Genomic DNA, 17,980 nt, shown 5'->3' on the forward strand with positions numbered 1-17,980 from the left:
CAGCCAGCGCAGGTGGGGGGCGCATGGGCTCACTTGCCACAACGACGGGTCCCCGGACTCCGATGACTTCGCGCCGCCGCCCGAGTCAGCATTGGTGTTCGCATTCGATGAAGGAGGAATCATGCAGATCACGCACACGCTGTCGGTCATGAAGGTTCGCGACCACGATGCGGCGGTTGCTTGGTACACGGCCCTTTTCGGGCGGGCGCCGGATCGACGCCCGATGCCGCCGTCGGCAGAGTGGGACCTCGGCTCCGGTCGCGGCGTACAGGTGTACCTCGATCCTGATCACGCCGGGGACCACGACATGATCATCGGTGTCGCCGATCTCGACGAAGCGCTCGCCGAATTGAGTTCACGCGGGATCGACGGAGAGGCCTTCACTGTGCCGTCCGGGCAGTTTCGGCTCGCCATGCTGCCTGATCCGTCCGGAAACTCGATCGTGCTAGCTCACGAAGAAGGTCCGGCGCAATGATGTCCCACGGCGGGCGGAATGGGGCCTCGAACAACGTCTTCGAGTAGGCAGCTACATACTTGCGGCGACGTTCAAATTTTGGTGTTGATGACTATATTCGCGGCGTCGACCAAATCGAATTGGCCCGACTCGGCGAGGTCGAGCAGCAGGTGGATGGCCTCGCTGTGCGGGATCTGCTCGCGTTCCATGAGCATGCCCACGGCCATCGCGATGATGTGCTGCTCATCGTGCTCGACGTCGATGTCGCGTTCTTGCGGAAAACCCACGAGTTCTTCTTTGCTGTTCAGCGAAGAAGGTGTTCCCCGGAGAATCCCAGCCTACGCGTTCTCCGTCCCCTCAACGGGTGCGCGGTAACCTTGACAGCATGGAGCCGAGGTGACGGGGGACATGGGGGACGAACCCGCGCGGCATGAGGCAGGCGTCAGTGGTCCCCGGGGCCGCGCGGTGTTCACGGGGGTCGGAGCGTTGTGCGAGACGGCCGTGCGCATGACCGGGGTCGACGGTGCCGCAGCTGCGTTGCTGACTCCTCGGTCCAAACTTCGTGACCTGGTGTATGCCACGGATCCCTTGGCCCAGCGCATCGACGAGTTGCAGTTCACCCTCGGTGAGGGCCCCTGTCTGGACGCCTACGTGCAGGACCGAGTGCAGCTCGTGGATGATCTTCGGCAGCCGGAGCCGTCCGAGCGGTGGCCGGGGTTCGTCGAGGCGGCCAGAGGAGTGGGGGTGGAAGCCGTGTTCGCTCTGCCGATCGTCGACGCGGGACATCCCCTCGGTGTGCTGGAACTGTACCGGGCGACGGCGGGCCCTCTATCCGAAATCGAACTCGACGCCGGACTCGCGTGCGCGGCGCGGGCAGGGGAGACAGTCGCAGCCAGTTGGGCGGAGTATGTTGCCCGTTCGACCAGTCCAACTGTGGCGGCCGATGCGCTGGCGCTCGATCTCACCGATCCTGACACCGAGACGGGCTTCTCGCGAACGCATGTGTTCACGGCCTCGGGGATGCTGGCCGTGCAGATGGGAGTCTCGCCCGAAGATGCCCTCGACCGTCTGCGCGCGTGCGCCTTTCGAACCGGCCGGTCTATCGGTGACGTGGCGTTCGACGTCATCGGACGGCGGTTGACACACCACGACCTCGATGATGGGAGGCAGCAGTGAGCGAACAGAGCCGGGATACGGGAGCGGCGACTGATCCCGAGCAGGTGAGCACCGCGATAGCTGCCGTGACGAGGAGCATGGTGCGTGAGTTCGATCTACCGACGGTCTTGCAGTCCGTGGCCGATCACGCATGTAGTTGCTTCGGTGCCTACTCGGCGGTGGTCGTGCTGCTCGACCCACGGCAGGTCGCCGGCAGCGCGGCGCTGCACATCGTGGCCGAGTCGTCCCGGCACACTCTCGATCCGAGCCCCTTGATCAATACTGTCGGGCCTGCCCTCGACAGTGCGCGCACGGGCGCGGTGGCATTGGTCGCCGACTTGATGTCGGACGACGACATTCGTTGGCCGTTGTATCGTCGACGGGCGCTCGACGCCGGATTACGGGGTGTGCGAGCGTTCCCGGTTTTCGGGGTATCGGCCGGGATCGGTTCGATCGTGATCCACACAGAGCAGCCGTGGAACTCTGACCACCCCAGTCAGGCCGGGCAGGTGTTCGCGGACCTGACCGCGCTGGCACTGTCGGCGGGATCCGGCACCGACCGAGTTGCCGCGCTGGACGAAACCATCGACTCGGTGCTCGAGGGCACCACGATCATCGCGACCGCGGTCGGGATGCTGGCCGAAGCTCGCGGGCTCGACCTCGAGGAGGCGCGTCTGACCTTGACCAGGCTGGCCCGAGCGCACGGTGTCACGGCCACGGGCCACGCGAAAGCGATCCTGGCGGCGCAGCGACGATATCCGAGCGATCCGGGCAAAGCCGGGGTTTTCGACCCACCTGACCTACCCAACCCGCCGCACATCCCTCACTGATCGAGGCCGAAGACTCCCGGCCGCACATCAGCGGCCGATCACTCGGTCTCGGGCTTACTCCCGGCGAGTTGTCGGGAGATCTCGGCAACGGTCACATTGGAGTCCTGAGACAGCTTCGTCAGTAGCTCGAATGCCGCGTCGGCGCCGATGTGAAACGCTCCATGAGCATGCCCTTGGCCTGGCCGATGATGTCGCGGGAGGCCAGCGCGCTCTGGAACTGGTCGTACTTACGAGCCGCATCGAACACCAGGGCGGCGTGCGCGGCCAGCGCGTAACCCTTCTCCACCTCGCTGTCGGTGATCGCGTGCGCCTTTGTGGCGTACACATTCAGCGCGCCCATACCTTCGGTGTGGGTGAACAGTTCGTAAGACACCGACGCACGGATCGGAGACCTGTCGCGAATCTCGGCAGCGAGAGCCGGCCAGCGGCCATCGTTGAGCAGGTTGGGGACCCGAACCGTGCGATGCTGCCACGCAGCATCCAGGCATGGGCCCTGCCCGGCTTGTTGTTGGATCAGGTCGAACTCGCGGGCGTCGTCGTCGGTGGGAGCCAGGGTGTCGACCACCTTGCGCTTCTTGGTGACGGTGATCCCTGCCGATACCGCGCCGTCGATCAACTGGACAGCTGACGCGGTGATCTCCGCCAACACTGCGTCCGAACCGAGTCGGGTCTTGGCGTGCATGCTGCGTGCGTGGTCGGCCAGCACCTTGAAAACGTGAGTGTCACCTTGCTCGGACATCCGAATCACCGTCTCTCTGCTCGCCTGAGCCGGTCAGCGACCGGCCACAAAGTGAGGTCGCCACCTTGGTGCGGGCGTGCACGGTGTGACAAAGGCCTTCCGCGGCGTCCTCTGAACGGGCGGCCCCACCGAAAGGATCAGGTCTTCGGCCGGGATCATTCCAGCCTCATAACCCTACCGCCATGGAGGGCGACGATGTGGGAGTCAGGTACCGGTCTCGAGGTGTGGATCGGCCACCGGCTTGGATTCTGCTGACGACCGCTGCCGGAAGAACACCGAGATTCCGACGATCGCCGCGACCGCGATGAACTCGCTCTGCCGTTGTTGTTCGTCGCTGTATTCTCGTGCCCCAGCCATAGACCGCGCGGCCGAACGGACTCACTGCGACACAACGAGATCCGGCATCGAAACAACCTCCTTCAAGATGGCGGCGTTGCTCACGGGTTGATGGGTCTCGAATGACGTGATCGTCCCTGGTTGACGCCGATCTTTATCTAATCGGTCGTCAAACGTTCATGGGGCTTCAGTTTTCGTCGTCAAGTAATGGATGGTCGATTTGTCGAGATCTTTGCGACCGCATGGTTTTGGTTGCAAATGGGTTGCACGCCATGTGGCCAGATGGCAATATCAGTGGCAGGTTGAACACAAGCCACGCCCACGCGCTGGTGGTGTTTTTTCGCATCGACCAGCGTCCCCGCAATAAGTTTGAGGGGTTGTTTCATGCCTGAATTATCTCCGTCTACATTGAGTCGGCAGGTGCCACCGTTCGTCGTTTCGACGATGTTGTGTGGTGAATCCGGCGTCGTGACCGTATCCGGCGATCTGGATGACCTGGCGGTCAATGACCTCGAGCAGGCCACCGCTTTGGTTCTCTTCGACAGGATCGAAGTTCTGCTGATCGACCTCACCGCCACCACGTTTCTCAGTACATCCGGAATGTCGGCGTTGATTGCCGCGCACGAGTCCTTGCAGGCGATGGGCGGAAAGATGATCGTGGTCGCCAGTGGATCGGCCACTGCCAGGCAACTCCGACTGGCGGGTGTCACCGACACACTCGAGGTCGTCGAGACTGTCGACACCGCGATCGGGCACGGCGCCGAGCGGCTGTTCAGCGCGGCATGGCAGAGCCCGCCCGAGAAGGAGCCGCAGAGGGCGGGAGCGCGTCCATGACGTCCGTCCAGAAGGCGCCGCAGCGTCCCGAAAACGGACGAAGACCCGATCCGTTTGTGCCACAGGAGCACTCGGCCCGCGTACGCCCAGACGTGGAGTGGCCCGATCCCAGCCCGCTCGACCTGTGGTGGAAGAAGGTGATGACGCATGACCATCGAGACGCCTCACCGCCTGCAAACGGGGCATGACCAGATTTCGTCGTCCCAGACCGCGTCGGTGGCATCCCACCAGGACTTGATCGCGTACGCGTTGCGTTGGATCGACCACGGAGGGGGTCCGGCCGCGGAGATCTACACGCGATTCTCGATGACTGCGCAGGAGTATTTCACCGCACTGGCGACTCATTTGGAGTCTGATCCGCCGTCGCATGTGCATCCGTCTGTCGTCGACAGGATGAAAGGTGTTGCGCGTAAGCGCCTGTGGCTCGTGAGTTGAGCAGATAGCCGAAACCCTTGCCAGGGCGATCGTGCATTGGCGAATGCTGGTAGCGGTTAATTTTGCATAATTCGGGTTTCGAGGCGTTCGACGCGAGATAGCCTGGGCCGCACCTACCCAGGGAGTGCAGATGGCCGCTGATTTTTCTGATCGCACCGATTTCGACAATGCGCAGCGCGGCCTGATCGCCGTATTGGAGCCTGCTCAGATCAAAGCCGGGGACGGCCGGATGGTGTACGACGCCGAGGCGTTCTCGGCGGCTACCACCGGCGAATGCCCGGACACCGTGAACCCGAGTCTGTGGCGTCAGGCGCAGCTCACCGGAATCCACGGTCTTTTCGAGGTGACGGCCGGTATCTACCAGATCCGGGGCTACGACCTGTCGAACATGACGCTGGTCGAGGGCGAGACCGGTGTCGTGGTCATCGACCCGTTGGTGTCCGAGGAATGTGCGGCGGCGGGGCTTGCCCTCTACCGCGAGAACCGTGGCGACCGCCCGGTTGTCGCCGTCATCTACACGCACTCGCACATCGACCATTTCGGCGGCGTACTGGGTGTTGTCGATGCGGACACCACGGTGCCGATCGTCGCGCCGGAGCACTTCCTCGAGCACGCGGTGTCCGAGAACGTCTATGCCGGTGGAGCGATGCTGCGACGCGGGATGTACCACACAGGGATGGTGCTCGAGGTCAGCGCGACGGGCACTCTCGGCGCCGGCCTCGGGCCGAGTACGTCGAAAGGCACCGTCGGACTCATCGCTCCCACTCTGGACATCACCCACACCGGGCAGGAAGAGACGTTCGACGGTGTGCGAATGATCTTTCAGGTCACACCGGGCACTGAAGCGCCGTCTGAGATGAACTTCTACTTCCCCGATCATCGGGCACTGTGCCTGGCGGAGAACGCAACTCACAACCTGCACAATCTGCTCACGCTCCGTGGGGCGGAAGTGCGGGACGCCCGCAACTGGTCGCGGTACCTCGCGGAGGCGATCGAGATGTTCGCTTACGACTCCGACGTCGCGTTCGCCTCGCATCACTGGCCCACCTGGGGTACCGACGAATTGATCGAGTACCTCACCCAGCAGCGCGACCTCTATGCGTTTCTGCATGATCAGACCTTGCGACGGCTCAACAAGGGGTACGTCGGCACGGAGATCGCCGAGGACTTCGTGATGCCACCTGCCCTGGATGCGGCGTGGCATACGCACGGCTACTACGGCTCGGTCAGCCACAACGTCAAGGCGATCTATCAGCGCTATCTCGGCTGGTATGACGGCAATCCGGCGCACCTGTGGCAGCACCCGCCCGAGGCCAACGGTGCTCGGTACGTGCGCGCCATCGGCGGCATCGATGCGGCCGTTGCGAAGGCGAAAGAGTTTGCGGACGAGGGTGATCTCCGCTTCGCCGCGGAACTCGCGAGCCATGCCGTATTCGCCGAACCGGATCACGCCGGCGCGAAGGAAGTGTTGACCGATGCTCTGACCCGGCTGGGCTACGGGTCCGAGTGCGCGACCTGGCGGAACAACTATCTCGTCGGCGCGAACGAGGTGAACGGCCCCACGAATCCTGCCGAGGTCAGTGCCGCCGGCATGGCAGCCGCGCTGACGATCACGCAGGTCTTCGACAGCATCGCCATCCGAATCGACGGGCCACGGGCCTGGGACACCTCCGCCTCCATCCGTTGGCATTTCACAGATCTCGACGAGACCTATCGGATGGAGCTGTCGAACGGGGTCCTGATCCACTATCCGACCCAGCGGACCGATCCGGCCGACCTGGTGGTCACCCTGACCAAGTCTCAGTTGCTCGGTCTGCTGGCCGGTGCCGGAGCAGCCGACCTCGATCTGAGCGGTGACCCCTCGGTCATCGGGACCATCGTGGGATTGACCGATGAGGCCGACCCGGGGTTCCGGATCGTGACCCCGTGACATCGCAAACCTGCCGGGCGGCCCCGCACGCACCCTGGATCTGCTGCTAGTTTTCGCGCGCGCGGCTACGATCCCGCCATGAACAAAGAGGTGGCTGGGCGTCTGGCGCAAGGCCGACTCGAGGAGTGGGCTCGAGCAGTGAGCTATGACGAGCTCGTCTGGGCCGACAACAACGAATCGACCACCAGGCGGCAGGTGTCGGAAGATGGTGTCGACTACACCATCGAGTCGACGGTGTACCGCGAGCAGGGGGCGAACGTCTACACGATGGCGGTGCGCGTCAGCGAGGTCGAGAAGCGTTCGTTCTTCCGTAAATCAGTCTCCCGATACGGTCAGATGTTCCCCGACGGGCGGTTCGTCGAAGGCGCGTGAGGCCTCGCTTCACCCCGCCGGTCGGTGATCGATGGCGGAGGCGAGGGTCTCGGCCAGTGCCGGGTCTGCGGCGGTGACGATGAGGCGAGCGGCCGAACCGAGGTGTTCGAGTTGATCTGCCCCCATGGCATCGACGACGAGTCGCCGGACCTCACGGACGTGTGAGGGCGCAATACGTTGTAGCTCTTGCCATCCCGTTTCTGTCAGAATCGCCTCGGTGCGCCGACCGGCGCCACCGCAGGAGCGCCGCTCGACCCACCCCACACTCTCCAGTCGTGACACCGCGTGCGACAGCCGGGACAGCGATCCTCGCGCCAGCCCGGCGAGGTCGCTCATCACCCGCACATGGTCGGGGGCGTCAGACAGCGACACCAGGATGTTGTATTCGAAGAAATTGATCCCTGCCTCGTGCTTGAGCTGTGCGTCGAGCTTGCCGGGCAAGGTCATGATCAGCGCGACCAGTGACGCCCAATCGCGCTGCTGAGCGTGGCTGAGCCATACCTCGTCGTGGTCGTCGGTCACGGTCCCATCGTAGCGAACTTGAACATTCAACAATTGTCGGTATGGTTCAACTTGCGCGTTCAAGTTCACGGATCGTCGTCCATCGCTGATCCGGATTCACTGAGGAGAGCTCATGACCCTGTTTCGTCTCGACGCCAGCATCCGTATCGAGGGTTCACATAGTCGCGCGATTGCCGACATCGTCGAACAGGAGTGGCGGGTCGGCCATCCGGGCGACGCCATCGTCCGACGCCACGTCGGAACCGAACCCATCGCCGCCACGACCTGGGGGACCGCTGCCTTCGCCGGCTACACGCCAGAAGATCAGCGCACGAATGAGCAGCGCGAAGCGCTGAGGCTGGCCGCGACCCTCGCCGACGAGTTGATCGCGGCCGACGCTTATCTGTTTGCGGTGCCGCTGTACAACTTCGGGGTCTCGCAGCACTTCAAGACCTGGGTCGATACGGTCCTCACCGATCCGCGGTTCGGGCCCACCGGCCCGTCGCCGATCGCCGGTCGACCCGCCGTGCTGGTGACCGTTCAGGGTGGTAACTACTCGGCGGGCACGCCGCGTGAGGGCTGGGACCACGCAACAGGATGGATGCAGCGCATTCTCGCCGACGTGTGGAACTTGGACCTCGACGTCGTCGAAGCCCCGTTCACCCTGGTCGGTGTGAACCCTGCGCTCGACGAGTTCAAGGATGTCGCAGCCGGTCTGCGAGCCGATGCCGATGCGCTCGCCACGAAGCACGGCCAGGCGCTTGCCGCTCCCCGCAGCTGACGACCGTTACTCGGCCAGCGCAGCCAGCCTTTCGAGCGACGCGCGCAGGTTGTCGGCTGTCGTCGCGCGAGCCCGCCCCAGGCGTTTCTCCTCGCTGAGATCCGACCAGTCGTAGGTGTGGGTCACGCGCGTACGGCTGTCGTCGAGCGGTTCGAGCTCCCAGCGCCAGAGGTGACCCGGCGGCTCGTGACCCGCTTCTGAGGGGAGCCACGCGATGAGGCGTCCTTCATCGAACTCCACAATGTGGTTCTCTCGCTCGGCGCCCGTGGTGAGAGTCATCGTGAACACATCACCCACCGCGCGGACACGTTGATCAGCCGACGCCGACGTCAGGTTGTCATTGCCGTCCCAGCTCGGCTGCCGTGACGGGTCAGCTATCAGTTCGAAGATCTGCTCGGCGCCGGCGGCGATGTCGCGGGACGCGCTCACCACCCGCATTTCTGTGTTCTCGGCCATCTTCAGATCCAAGCACAGATCTCGAACAGGTCAGGTGCCGCAGAAGGTTTGGAACGATTCGCTGAACACCGGGGGAGCGGGTGCCGCGTAATCGGCCCAGTCGTCACGGCGATCGAACGGATGGGTGACGATCTCGAGCAACTTCTCGAACGGAGCGAGATCGCCGTCGGTGGCAGCTTTCAGCGCGGCATCAAGCTGATGGTTGCGCGGGATGTACAGCGGGTTGACCGCGTCCATCGCATCCGCGGCGTCGTCGCGGTCGTACCTGGCCAGTTCGGAACGCCAACTGGTGAGCCAGGAACCGATCTGTTCGCGCGGGATGAGGGCATCCAGAGCGGTTGTTTCCCCACGGAGCTCGCTCGCAAGAGCTCGGAACGTACCGGTCCAGTCGGCACCGTGAGTTTTCATCAATGCCAGCAGGTCGTCGATCAACGCCGGGTCGATGGTTTCACCGGCCACGCCGAGCTTTGCCGACATGCCGGCCGAATAGTGGCTCTGGAATCGCGCGTCGAAGGAGTCGAGCACCGCCGAGACCGCGGAGATCGCGTCGTCGGGCGTCGAATCGATCAGTGTCAGAAGCGTTTCTGCCAGGCGCGCCAGGTTCCACTTCAGGACGGCGGGCTGATTGCCGAACGCGTAACGGGCACCCTGGTCGATGGAACTGAACACCGCGGCCGGGTCGAAGGCGTCGATGAACGCGCACGGTCCGTAGTCGATGGTCTGCCCGGAGATGGTGGTGTTGTCGGTGTTCATGACGCCGTGCACAAATCCGGCGAGCATCCACTGCGCCACCAGAGCGGCCTGCGCCTCGACCACGGCTTCGAAGAACGCCAGGTACCGCTGATCGGTCGGCAGTTCGGTCAACGCCGGGTAGTGGCGCGCGATCGCGTAGTCGGCCAGAGGTTGCAGGACCTCGCCCTGCCGGACCGCGAACTCGAACGTGCCCACCCGCAGGTGGCTGGCTGCGACCCTGGCGAGCACCGCCCCGGGCTCCGCGCCGGTTCGACGTATGTCCCGGCCCGTCGCGACCACCGACAGTGACCGTGTGGTCGGGATGCCGAGGGCGTGCATGGCCTCGCTGACCAGGTACTCACGCAGCATCGGGCCGACAGCGGCGAACCCGTCGCCGCCCCGAGAGAAGGGCGTCGGCCCCGAACCCTTGAGGTGTAGATCAAGCCGACGGTTGTCACTGACGATCTCGCCCAGCAGCAACGCTCGCCCGTCTCCGAGTAACGGTGTATACCCGCCGAATTGGTGGCCGGCGTAGGCCATTGCGACGGGTGTTGACCCGACGGGCGCCGACGCACCCGACAACACACGGACGCCGTCGTCGCTCCGCAGGGCCTTCACATCCAGTCCCAGCGACTCCGCCAACTCCTCATTGAGGATCAGCAACCTCGGGTTCGGCGCGTCGGCACCCTGCCACGGCACGGCAAGTGCACTGAGCGTGTCCGCGTAGGTACTTTCGAGGCCGACGATCGCCGGAGTCGTCGATGCAGCGGAGTCGTGAGTTGTTGCCATGATTCGAGGTTAACCACCATCGCGTTCGGTACGGGCGGGTCGATCGGTCACATGAAGCCGAAGATGCGGCTGAACAGCCCGATGGCAATGATGAGGACCAGCAGCACGGCGAGGCTGATGATGACGATCGGCACGGTCTTGCCACGTTGTGGCGGCTCATGGTTCGGGCCGCCGACGCCGGTCTCTGCCGGAGGAGTGTCACCTGGTGTCACGCCGCCACCGTCTTCCAGCCCCGCAGTGTCGCCGGGTGGGGGGTTCTGCGGTTCGTACGCGAAGTCTTCAGAGTCTCGGTTGGGCATGCAGGATGAGTACCCGATCCCGCGGATGCCAACCAGTGGCGGCAGTTGCCGGGTCAGGGGATGGGGGTCGGTGCCAGGCTGTTACCGGGAGGGATGGTCGCGCAGTTGCTACGGGTCGGCAGCCCGGCGAATCGCTCGGTCAGGAACTGCAGCCCCTGAGCTTCGAACGGAGCGAAGGCTTCGGCGTGGGTGAGTCCGTTGAACTGGGAGTAGGTCACGTCGACGCCACGACCGCAGTACTCGTGCGCCAGGCCGACGACATCGTCGGTGATCATGATGGTGTCGCCGAGCGCGTTCGCCTTGCCGACTCCCAGCAGCAGCGGAGTGCGCGGGGTGCCCTGGCTACCCATGATGTTGTCGTCGATTGCCGCGACGACCTCGGGGACGTCGAGCAGTGAGGTGTACGGCGCCTTGACCATCGACGCGTCGGTCAGGGTCGGGTACTTCGAGGCGAAGTTGACGATGCATTCGGAGCTGACCTGCTGGGTCACCTGCTGGCCGTATGGGGAGAGGAACGTGCTCGTATCGAGGTCGTACGTCCGCTGGTAGGCGACGACAAGTGCGGGGATGACGCCTGCCCATTGCTTGCTGCCACTGACGTAGGGCAGGTTGTGCGCCAGGTCGACCGGCAGGCCGCCCGCAGCGGCACCGACGATGTTCAGTTCAGGGGAGTACTGCGGTGCCACCTCTGCACCCCACTGAGTCGGAACCGAGCCGCCGGAGTAGCCCACGAGGCCGACCGGTGTGGAGGACGGGGCGTCGAGAAATGCCTCGGTCGCGCGGATCCCGTCGAGCATCGCGTAACCCGACTGCCGCCCGATGGTCCATTCGAGCTCTTCGCCCTCGTAGTCGGGCGCAACGACGGTGTACCCGGCGGCGAGGTATCCGGCGATCAGATTCTGCTCGCCGAAGGCGATGAGGTTCGTCGACCCGCCACTCAGGGTGTACGAGGGGTCGCACTGCGAACCGAGTGCGTCGTAAGCCATCTGGTACGAGACGATCTTGGTCGGGCCGGGTACCAGCGGCCGCAGGACCGTCGCGACCGTGACGGCGCCGCGGCCTTGCTGATCGGTCGTCCGGTACAGCACCTGGTTGCCGGTGATGGGGGTGTTCACGTCCGGCGTCCGGAAGTTCATCGGCCGCGAGCGCAGCACCGTCCCGGGCGCGATCCCGTCCAGTGGTCCGTCGTAGCTGTAGAAGGGATCTGCCGAGGGCAACGGCGAACCCGGGCCGGGATCGGCCTGCGCTGGAGCGGCCACGAACGCCAGCGACCCGGTGACGATGGCGGCAACGGCCAAGAGGCGCAGGGCGAAGGCGCGAACATTGGGCATGGCGTTCATTTAAACACCGACACGGCGAACCGGAACCGAATCGAGACAATCGAGGGCGGTGACATCGGGCGGTAACGGATTGTCGATATGTCGCGACATTTCTTGCAGCACTTGTTTCGGTCGGGGACCGACAGCAGGAGTTCCACCGCATGCCCAGTTCGTTCAACCAGTTCGATCACTCCGTCCCCGCATGGAAAGTCGTCGGCGAGGCCCGGCATGCGCAGCCCGAGGCGCCCAAGCGTCGCCGAGGACCTCGTGTCCTTGTGCTCGGCGCGATGGTGGCCGTGCTGAGCATCGCACTGACCGCCCTCAGTTCACTGCTGTTCTCTTTCGGAACCGCAGGTGCAGTTGCCGGTCAGCCGGACAAACTCCGGCCCGGGTGCACCTGGGATTCCTCGGCCTACTTCGTGCAGAACTGCCAGGTCTGGTCGAAGTCCCAGAACAAGAACGTCATGGTGCAGATCCGCGCATCGGAGGGCAGCAATCAGGGTGTGTACCTGCTCGACGGGATGCGGGCTCGCGAAGACCGCTCTGCCTGGACGACAGACGTCAAGGCCGCCCAGGTCTATGACCGCAGCACCGACACCACACTCGTCATGCCGGTCGGCGGGGCATCGTCGTTCTACACGGACTGGGACGCCGGCGCCGGTGACAAGAACGCCACCATCAAGCAGGAAACGTTCCTGACCGACGAACTGCCTGCCTACCTCGCCGAGAACTTCGGCGTCAGCCCGTCCAACAACGCGATCATCGGTCTGTCGATGTCGGCGGGGCCGGCCGTCACCCTGGCTGAACGCCACCCCGAGCAGTTCAAGGTGGTGCAGGCGATGTCGGGCTACTACCAAACAGACAATCCCGTTGGTGCGCTTGGTGTTTTCGCGTCCCAGACGCTCGTATCGAACTACACGAACGGCATCCTCAACATGTGGGGTGCCCCGGGGAGCAACCGGTGGACCGAGAACGATCCGTCGAAGAACGTCAGCAAGCTCAAAGACAACGGCCAGGTGCTCATCATCTCGTCCGGCAACGGTTTCCTGACTCCGGGCGAGCTGGCACAGCTGGCGCCCCAGGACCAGATCAGCGCGATCGCCCTCGAGATGCTGTCGGCCGTGTCGACCATCCTGATGCAGATCCAGGCCGCGCAAAGCGGGGCGAACGTCGTCGTGTTGCCGAATTATGGCGGACACACGTGGGAGAACTGGGGCCGCGCCCTGCGCGACGGGCGTGACGAGGTGACCGAGACGCTGCGCAACACCCCGCCCGTCACCGCGAAGACCCAGGTCGTCAACGCCACCGGCGCCGAGGTCGACGGCGGCACAGCCAAGGCCACCAAGGCTGCACTTCTCGTTGCAGACGAGCCTTCGGTGCTCCCGGCCGACGTACCTGCGTCGACCGATCCGTCCAGCTCTGTACCGTCGACCACCAAATCCTCGTCGACTTCGGAATCGCCAGTGTCGGCCTCGTCGACTCCCGCCGAAGCCCCTGCGGCGGATGCGGTTTCGACCGAACCCGCCCTGACGTCCACCGATACCTCGGCAACGAGCACCACGACGTCGACGACCACCACCGCGCCGGCACGCTGAATCGACCGGTTTCGCTCACAAAACTTCGTCCCGCTCGCGTTCTTTCACGAGCGGGACGAAGTTCTGTGAGCGGACGTTGTCTCGCGCCCGGAGGCGAGGATGGCATCATCGAAGAAGTGTCCGGCAAGTGGTACCGCAGTGTGCTGTTCCGTTTCTACCTCGTAGGCGGTGCCAGCGCGTTCGCATATGTGGCGTTGTTCGTCCTACTGCGATTCGTCATGCCGTCACAGGTCGCGAATGTGTTGGCGCTCCTGATCTCTGCGATCGCGAACACCGCGGTCAATCGACGATTCACTTTCGGGATTCGCGGCACCGACGAGATCATGCGGCACTACCTGCAGGGCCTTGCTGTCTTCGCCCTGGGGCTCGCGCTGACGGGCGGGGCGTTGTGGCTGCTGCACATCTGGACAGCCGATCCGTCGCGAGTGCAGGAGGTCGCTGTGCTGGTGGCGGCGAATCTCGTGGCCACAGTGGTGCGCTTCTTGGGCCTTCGACGAGTGTTCGCACCTAAGGCGTCCGATGAACCGCGGCCGGGCCACGTCGTCGGACCAGGATGACAGCGATCGCCAGCAGCCAGATGACGGCGAGGGCGATGACAACACTGACGCCGTAGGGACGGTCGAGGATGGTGGCATTGTCAGGTGTCTTTCCCGGAGAACGTGGGAGCAGTACGGGCAGAGAGAGGACGAGCACGACCAGGCTCGCGGAGACGGCGAGCAGTGCGGGTGCCCACCACTGTTGCGGTAGCAGTCTTTTCGCGCCGTAGCCGAGAGCGATGCACGCCGGTGCGAACAGTGCGTCGTGGACGATGAGTCCACCAGCGAGCCAGAAGACAATGGAGAGTTGATCTGCACGCGGCATGGTCCAGAGCTGGGAGAGTCCGTACCAGCCCAGCGCCAGCGCGGCGAGGATCAGGAGTGCCCGAATGATGCGCAATTTCACAGGATCTCGATTCGGGTCAGCCACTTCGTCTGCAGTACGCCGGGCCGGTTCGGTGCAATCAGCCGGCACGGGTAGCCGTGGTCGACGATCAGCTGCTCCCCGTGCAACTTGAGGGCGACGAGCGAGAGCGGGTCGTCGGCGATGTTCGCGGGCAGTGTACTCACCCCGTAGAGGCCTGCTTCGAGCGAGATGAACCGGACATCATGCTCACGGTCGCCGTCGACAAGTGCCACGAGGTCGCGTACCTGAACTCCACTCCACGTACCGGTCGCGCTCCACCCTTCCACGCACGCGATCGGAAGGGCGCTGTCGTGTTGCGGCATGGCCCGTAGCTGTTCGAGGGTCAGTTCTCTCGTAAAGTTTCCGTTGCTGATGGTCAGCCGGTAGTCCGGATTGCGGGCCGACTCTTGTACTCCCGCCGCCAATGCCGTTCGGTTGATCGGTATGCCTTGTGGTCCTTCGCCTGAACGCGGCGCGAGAAACGCGAACCAGCGCAGGAAAGGAACTGTTTGACCGGCAAACGCCAGCGCAGCGAGGGATCCGACTGCGACGGTGCCGCGAAGAACCGTGCGCCGTGACACCACCCCGGGCCCCGGTGCCGATTCGCTCGCGGTCCTTTGCGTGTCGGCCGTCGAGTCAATCGTGCCGATCGGGGCGGTCGACTCGACTGGACTGCCCAGAGCGCGCTGGATGATCGGCAGTTTGACCGCTATATGCACCAAGATCGACGCCACCACCACGAACGACATGGCGTAGTGGGTGGTGGTGAAAAAGAACTTCCATGGATACCACTGGGCGGTGTTGAGCAATCCGGTCAGGAGTTGGAAGATCGTGGAGCTCACCAGGACTGCAATCGAGGCGCGCTCCACAGCTCGTGCGGGTGTCCCGATCACGGGTCTGGCGAAGAGCTTCGGGTAGACGAGTTGAAGTTTGATCAGCAGCAGCGGGATGGCCACGACGCCGGTGATCACATGCAGTCCCTGCGTGGTCTGGTAGAGCCACACCGGTCGCGACGGCCAGTAGAACCACGCGGGAGGGTGCTGTATCCAGTGGCTGAGTAGCCCGGTCACGAAACATACGGTGATACAGATCCCGAGCAGCATCCCGACCCGCGCAACCAGCCGCGGACTACGCAGTCCGGTATCGCGATCTGCGGCTGGGTCTGCGTCGAGGGGGCTCATCGGCTCATCGACCTCGGGCGATGGGTTCGAGATCCCATCCGGACGGGAGCGGGCCGCGAATACCCGGTACTCGACAGATACATGACAACTGGTCCCTTGCTCCGGAGGGCTCGACGTGGAAAGTGGTGGATCTCAAGAAGTGGAAGAACGCACCGTCGCCGCTGTCAGGTCCCCTGCTCGACATCGGTGACCACTACCCGGTGAGTTCCATCAGGCCGCGACCACCGATGGTTTCACAGCGGTACCGCAACCCGACCGTCTCGGCGAGTTCGCGGGCGTAGTCGATGCCAACCCGCGCCCAGGGAAACCATTCTCCACATGAGCTCTCGGTCTCGACGCGAGCGGCGCCCCGCCAAAGTCCCGCCAGGCCGGAGTCGAGTTCGATGATGATCGACCCGCCCGCCGCGACGAGTTCGGACGATCGTCTCGCCACCCGGTCGGGATCCCCGCCGATGCCGATGTTTCCGTCCAGCAACAGGACGTGCCGCCAACGGCCTTCGCCGGGAAGTCGGTCGAACAGGCTGCGCCGGATGGCAACTCCGCCCTGCGCGCGAGTCATGCTCACTGCCTGATCGCTGTGGTCAACACCCAGTGCCGCGATTCCCCTGTCGCTCAACCGATGCACGAGCCGACCCGGCCCGCATCCGAGATCGACCGTGGGTCCGGAGCATTTGTCGGCAACGAGGCGATCGAAGTCCGAGTCCGAACCGACCTGGCTCGTGCCGAGCCACCGATCGACCGGCAACAGATCGCGTGTGCCGTCGGCTTGCCGCAACCAGGTGCGTTCACCGGCAAGGCCTTGCGAGAGCGCGCTGTCGAAATATTGCGTATCCGCGGATTCGTCTGCGAGGGTCACGATGATCGCTCCATCAGAGTCGCTGCGGTGGATGCGAACCTGCTGCCTGGCGCACACCTACGCGCGACGCCGTCGATGTCCTCGGGGTGGTCGACATCGCACAGTTCGGGAAGCTCGGTCACCCGGAGCCCGTCTGTCTCGAGTGCCGATCGCGTCGCAGCGCCCGTTTCCGCCGATGACATCGGTACGCCGGTGAGGGTGTGCGCGCCCCGGGCGTCGTGGAGTCCCAGCCCCCACCAGCCCCCATCGGTGGCGGGGCCGAGGACACAGTCCGTCTCGTCCAACGCTGCCAATGCCGCCCGGAACTGGCCGGCTGTGATCTGGGGTGTATCCATCCCGACCTGGAAGACCGCACCATGGACCACATCGTCGGTGTCTCGGTGGGCGTTCTGAAGCCGTTCACCAAAGGTGTTGCCGTGCTGGGCGATCACCGTGGTGTGCCGAAGTCGCCAGCCGATCTCCTCAACCGCGACGGCATCACTGAGAGCGCCCGTCATCGCGACGACGACCGGTGCAGTTCCCACCGACAACGCGGTGTCGAGAGTGTCGAGAAGTGCAGCAGCGGCGAGCTCGGCCGCTTCGACCTCCGAGTACTTCTCGGTGAGTCGGGTTTTGACCTGTCCTGGTACCGGCGCCTTGGCGACGATCAGGATTCCACAGGGCGTGTCAGTGAACAACTCTCTCCTCCATCTGATGAAGAACGGTCAGGAAGTCGCGGGTGGCCCGCAACGTTCCCTTCAGTGATCCCGACACTTTCGATCTGCCGCCCGACCGCGACCGATAGGTGATGTCCAATTCTGCTATCTGCCAACGTGCGGCACCTGCTCGCGCAAGGAGTTCGACCGGGTACCCGAAACGGCGGTCGGTGATTCCCAGCGCCAGGAGATCGTCGCGCCGAACCGCCCGCATCGGCCCGATGTCGTGAATCGGTATGCGGTAGCGGTTTCGGAGGCGGCGAGCTATCCATTTGGTCCCGATTCGTGAATGCAGCGGCCACGTACGGCGGTCGACGGGCCGACGTCGCCCGACGGCGAGATCGGCGCCGGCCGCCACGGCGCAAACCAGTTGGCTGAGGTCGGCGGGATCCATCGAACCGTCACCGTCGATGGTGCAGACGATCTCCGTGGTGCAGGCTTCGACACCGGCGTGCACAGCCGATCCGTATCCGGGAAGCGGTTGGTGGACAACGGTGCAGCCCAGCGCAGCAGCGACATCGGCGGTGCCGTCGACACTGCCGTTGTCCACGACGAGTGCATCGATGTGGGCCGGGAGGGCGCGAATGATCGCAGGCAGAGATTCGGCTTCGTCGCGGCAGGGGATCACGACTGTGGCACTGATCCGTGGCGTGCTCTGGTGTCCCATGTCTTCGACGCTAGGGGCGGCTGGTGCACATAGCCAGCAGAATTCGGTGACGGAAAAGTGACGTCTGTGCCGAAGGCTCAGG

24 protein-coding genes are annotated in these 17,980 nt (G+C 64.4%); 10 read left to right on the top strand and 14 right to left on the bottom strand.

The features are described from left to right. Window positions 1-121: 121 nt before the first annotated feature. A complete protein-coding gene (locus BH683_RS17925) occupies window positions 122-475 on the top strand; it encodes a VOC family protein (RefSeq protein WP_143696082.1) in 354 nt (117 codons plus the stop codon). 71 nt (window positions 476-546) lie between these two features. Here the strand turns inward: BH683_RS17925 and BH683_RS17930 are convergent, their stop codons facing one another. After that, a complete protein-coding gene (locus BH683_RS17930) occupies window positions 547-741 on the bottom strand; it encodes an ANTAR domain-containing protein (RefSeq protein ID WP_084837633.1) in 195 nt (64 codons plus the stop codon). A 121-nt stretch (window positions 742-862) separates the two neighbouring features. Between BH683_RS17930 and BH683_RS17935 the strand changes: the two genes are divergently transcribed. Both BH683_RS17935 and BH683_RS17940 read left to right on the top strand, forming a co-directional pair. Further along, window positions 863-1,630, top strand: coding sequence for a GAF and ANTAR domain-containing protein (locus tag BH683_RS17935; RefSeq protein ID WP_084837634.1), 768 nt, complete (start codon window positions 863-865; stop codon window positions 1,628-1,630). Next, window positions 1,627-2,439 carry an ANTAR domain-containing protein gene (locus tag BH683_RS17940; RefSeq protein ID WP_084837635.1) on the top strand — a complete coding sequence of 271 codons (813 nt, stop codon included), beginning with the start codon at window positions 1,627-1,629 and terminating at the stop codon, window positions 2,437-2,439. Before BH683_RS17935 ends, BH683_RS17940 begins: the two co-directional genes overlap by 4 nt. Before the next feature lie 118 nt (window positions 2,440-2,557). Here BH683_RS17940 and BH683_RS17945 read toward each other — a convergent pair whose 3' ends face one another. The 3 genes from BH683_RS17945 to BH683_RS28455 all read right to left on the bottom strand — a co-directional run bounded on the left by BH683_RS17945 (window position 2,558) and on the right by BH683_RS28455 (window position 3,900). Next, the gene (locus BH683_RS17945) at window positions 2,558-3,178 is read right to left on the bottom strand and encodes a GAF and ANTAR domain-containing protein (protein ID WP_084837636.1); all 621 of its coding nucleotides are present in this window, start codon (window positions 3,176-3,178) and stop codon (window positions 2,558-2,560) included. A 204-nt stretch (window positions 3,179-3,382) separates the two neighbouring features. After that, entirely contained in the window at window positions 3,383-3,535 is a 153-nt protein-coding gene (locus BH683_RS28735; RefSeq protein ID WP_168187065.1) for a DUF6766 family protein, read from the bottom strand. Window positions 3,536-3,714: 179 nt separating this feature from the next. Then, on the bottom strand, window positions 3,715-3,900 hold the full coding sequence (locus tag BH683_RS28455; RefSeq protein WP_143696083.1) for a hypothetical protein: 186 nt from the start codon (window positions 3,898-3,900) through the stop codon (window positions 3,715-3,717). Between the two features lie 34 nt (window positions 3,901-3,934). Here BH683_RS28455 and BH683_RS17955 point away from each other — a divergent pair, with 34 nt between their 5' ends. The 4 genes from BH683_RS17955 (at window position 3,935) to BH683_RS17970 (ending at window position 7,085) form a co-directional block, all read left to right on the top strand. Next, window positions 3,935-4,348, top strand: a complete 414-nt coding sequence (locus BH683_RS17955) for an STAS domain-containing protein (protein WP_168187074.1) — start codon at window positions 3,935-3,937, stop codon at window positions 4,346-4,348. Window positions 4,349-4,495: 147 nt separating this feature from the next. Next, the gene (locus tag BH683_RS17960; RefSeq protein ID WP_143696085.1) at window positions 4,496-4,783 is read left to right on the top strand and encodes a DUF3263 domain-containing protein; all 288 of its coding nucleotides are present in this window, start codon (window positions 4,496-4,498) and stop codon (window positions 4,781-4,783) included. A gap of 130 nt (window positions 4,784-4,913) precedes the next feature. Next, complete coding sequence (locus BH683_RS17965) at window positions 4,914-6,713, top strand: alkyl sulfatase dimerization domain-containing protein (RefSeq protein ID WP_084837740.1); 1,800 nt, start codon at window positions 4,914-4,916, stop codon at window positions 6,711-6,713. A gap of 78 nt (window positions 6,714-6,791) precedes the next feature. Continuing rightward, the gene (locus BH683_RS17970) at window positions 6,792-7,085 is read left to right on the top strand and encodes a hypothetical protein (protein ID WP_084837638.1); all 294 of its coding nucleotides are present in this window, start codon (window positions 6,792-6,794) and stop codon (window positions 7,083-7,085) included. Between the two features lie 9 nt (window positions 7,086-7,094). Here BH683_RS17970 and BH683_RS17975 read toward each other — a convergent pair whose 3' ends face one another. Next, window positions 7,095-7,607, bottom strand: a complete 513-nt coding sequence (locus BH683_RS17975) for a MarR family winged helix-turn-helix transcriptional regulator (protein WP_084837639.1) — start codon at window positions 7,605-7,607, stop codon at window positions 7,095-7,097. A 112-nt stretch (window positions 7,608-7,719) separates the two neighbouring features. Here BH683_RS17975 and BH683_RS17980 point away from each other — a divergent pair, with 112 nt between their 5' ends. Further along, the gene (locus BH683_RS17980) at window positions 7,720-8,367 is read left to right on the top strand and encodes an NAD(P)H-dependent oxidoreductase (RefSeq protein ID WP_084837640.1); all 648 of its coding nucleotides are present in this window, start codon (window positions 7,720-7,722) and stop codon (window positions 8,365-8,367) included. Between the two features lie 6 nt (window positions 8,368-8,373). Here BH683_RS17980 and BH683_RS17985 read toward each other — a convergent pair whose 3' ends face one another. The 4 genes from BH683_RS17985 to BH683_RS18000 are packed head-to-tail and all read right to left on the bottom strand — an operon-like array spanning window position 8,374 to window position 11,974. After that, window positions 8,374-8,823 (bottom strand): SRPBCC family protein, encoded by a 450-nt coding sequence (locus tag BH683_RS17985; RefSeq protein ID WP_084837741.1) that lies wholly within the window; start codon window positions 8,821-8,823, stop codon window positions 8,374-8,376. Window positions 8,824-8,853: 30 nt separating this feature from the next. Further along, window positions 8,854-10,344: a protein adenylyltransferase SelO gene (locus tag BH683_RS17990; protein WP_084837641.1), complete on the bottom strand. Its 1,491-nt coding sequence runs from the start codon at window positions 10,342-10,344 to the stop codon at window positions 8,854-8,856. 47 nt (window positions 10,345-10,391) lie between these two features. Then, complete coding sequence (locus BH683_RS17995; protein ID WP_084837642.1) at window positions 10,392-10,643, bottom strand: DUF6480 family protein; 252 nt, start codon at window positions 10,641-10,643, stop codon at window positions 10,392-10,394. A 53-nt stretch (window positions 10,644-10,696) separates the two neighbouring features. Next, on the bottom strand, window positions 10,697-11,974 hold the full coding sequence (locus tag BH683_RS18000; protein WP_084837742.1) for a lipase family protein: 1,278 nt from the start codon (window positions 11,972-11,974) through the stop codon (window positions 10,697-10,699). Between the two features lie 275 nt (window positions 11,975-12,249). Here BH683_RS18000 and BH683_RS18005 point away from each other — a divergent pair, with 275 nt between their 5' ends. Together BH683_RS18005 and BH683_RS18010 are read left to right on the top strand one after the other, a co-directional pair. After that, window positions 12,250-13,557 carry an alpha/beta hydrolase family protein gene (locus tag BH683_RS18005; RefSeq protein ID WP_246833454.1) on the top strand — a complete coding sequence of 436 codons (1,308 nt, stop codon included), beginning with the start codon at window positions 12,250-12,252 and terminating at the stop codon, window positions 13,555-13,557. Window positions 13,558-13,622: 65 nt separating this feature from the next. Continuing rightward, window positions 13,623-14,114 (top strand): GtrA family protein, encoded by a 492-nt coding sequence (locus BH683_RS18010; RefSeq protein ID WP_210405236.1) that lies wholly within the window; start codon window positions 13,623-13,625, stop codon window positions 14,112-14,114. Here the strand turns inward: BH683_RS18010 and BH683_RS18015 are convergent. The 5 genes from BH683_RS18015 to BH683_RS18035 all read right to left on the bottom strand — a co-directional run bounded on the left by BH683_RS18015 (window position 14,065) and on the right by BH683_RS18035 (window position 17,898). Next, window positions 14,065-14,499: a hypothetical protein gene (locus BH683_RS18015; protein ID WP_084837645.1), complete on the bottom strand. Its 435-nt coding sequence runs from the start codon at window positions 14,497-14,499 to the stop codon at window positions 14,065-14,067. The two genes, BH683_RS18010 and BH683_RS18015, sit on opposite strands and share 50 nt — an antisense overlap. Continuing rightward, window positions 14,496-15,680 (bottom strand): molybdopterin-dependent oxidoreductase, encoded by a 1,185-nt coding sequence (locus BH683_RS18020; RefSeq protein WP_084837646.1) that lies wholly within the window; start codon window positions 15,678-15,680, stop codon window positions 14,496-14,498. The genes BH683_RS18015 and BH683_RS18020 overlap by 4 nt, the downstream gene beginning before the upstream one ends. A 193-nt stretch (window positions 15,681-15,873) precedes the next feature. Continuing rightward, the gene (locus BH683_RS18025; RefSeq protein ID WP_084837647.1) at window positions 15,874-16,536 is read right to left on the bottom strand and encodes a class I SAM-dependent methyltransferase; all 663 of its coding nucleotides are present in this window, start codon (window positions 16,534-16,536) and stop codon (window positions 15,874-15,876) included. Continuing rightward, entirely contained in the window at window positions 16,533-17,213 is a 681-nt protein-coding gene (locus BH683_RS18030) for a TIGR04282 family arsenosugar biosynthesis glycosyltransferase (protein ID WP_094647559.1), read from the bottom strand. Before BH683_RS18030 ends, BH683_RS18025 begins: the two co-directional genes overlap by 4 nt. Next, window positions 17,203-17,898, bottom strand: a complete 696-nt coding sequence (locus BH683_RS18035) for a glycosyltransferase family 2 protein (RefSeq protein WP_084837648.1) — start codon at window positions 17,896-17,898, stop codon at window positions 17,203-17,205. The genes BH683_RS18030 and BH683_RS18035 overlap by 11 nt, the downstream gene beginning before the upstream one ends. Window positions 17,899-17,980: the final 82 nt, after the last annotated feature.

This window comes from Williamsia sp. 1138, from assembly GCF_002095435.2.
Classification (GTDB): Bacteria; Actinomycetota; Actinomycetes; order Mycobacteriales; family Mycobacteriaceae; genus Williamsia.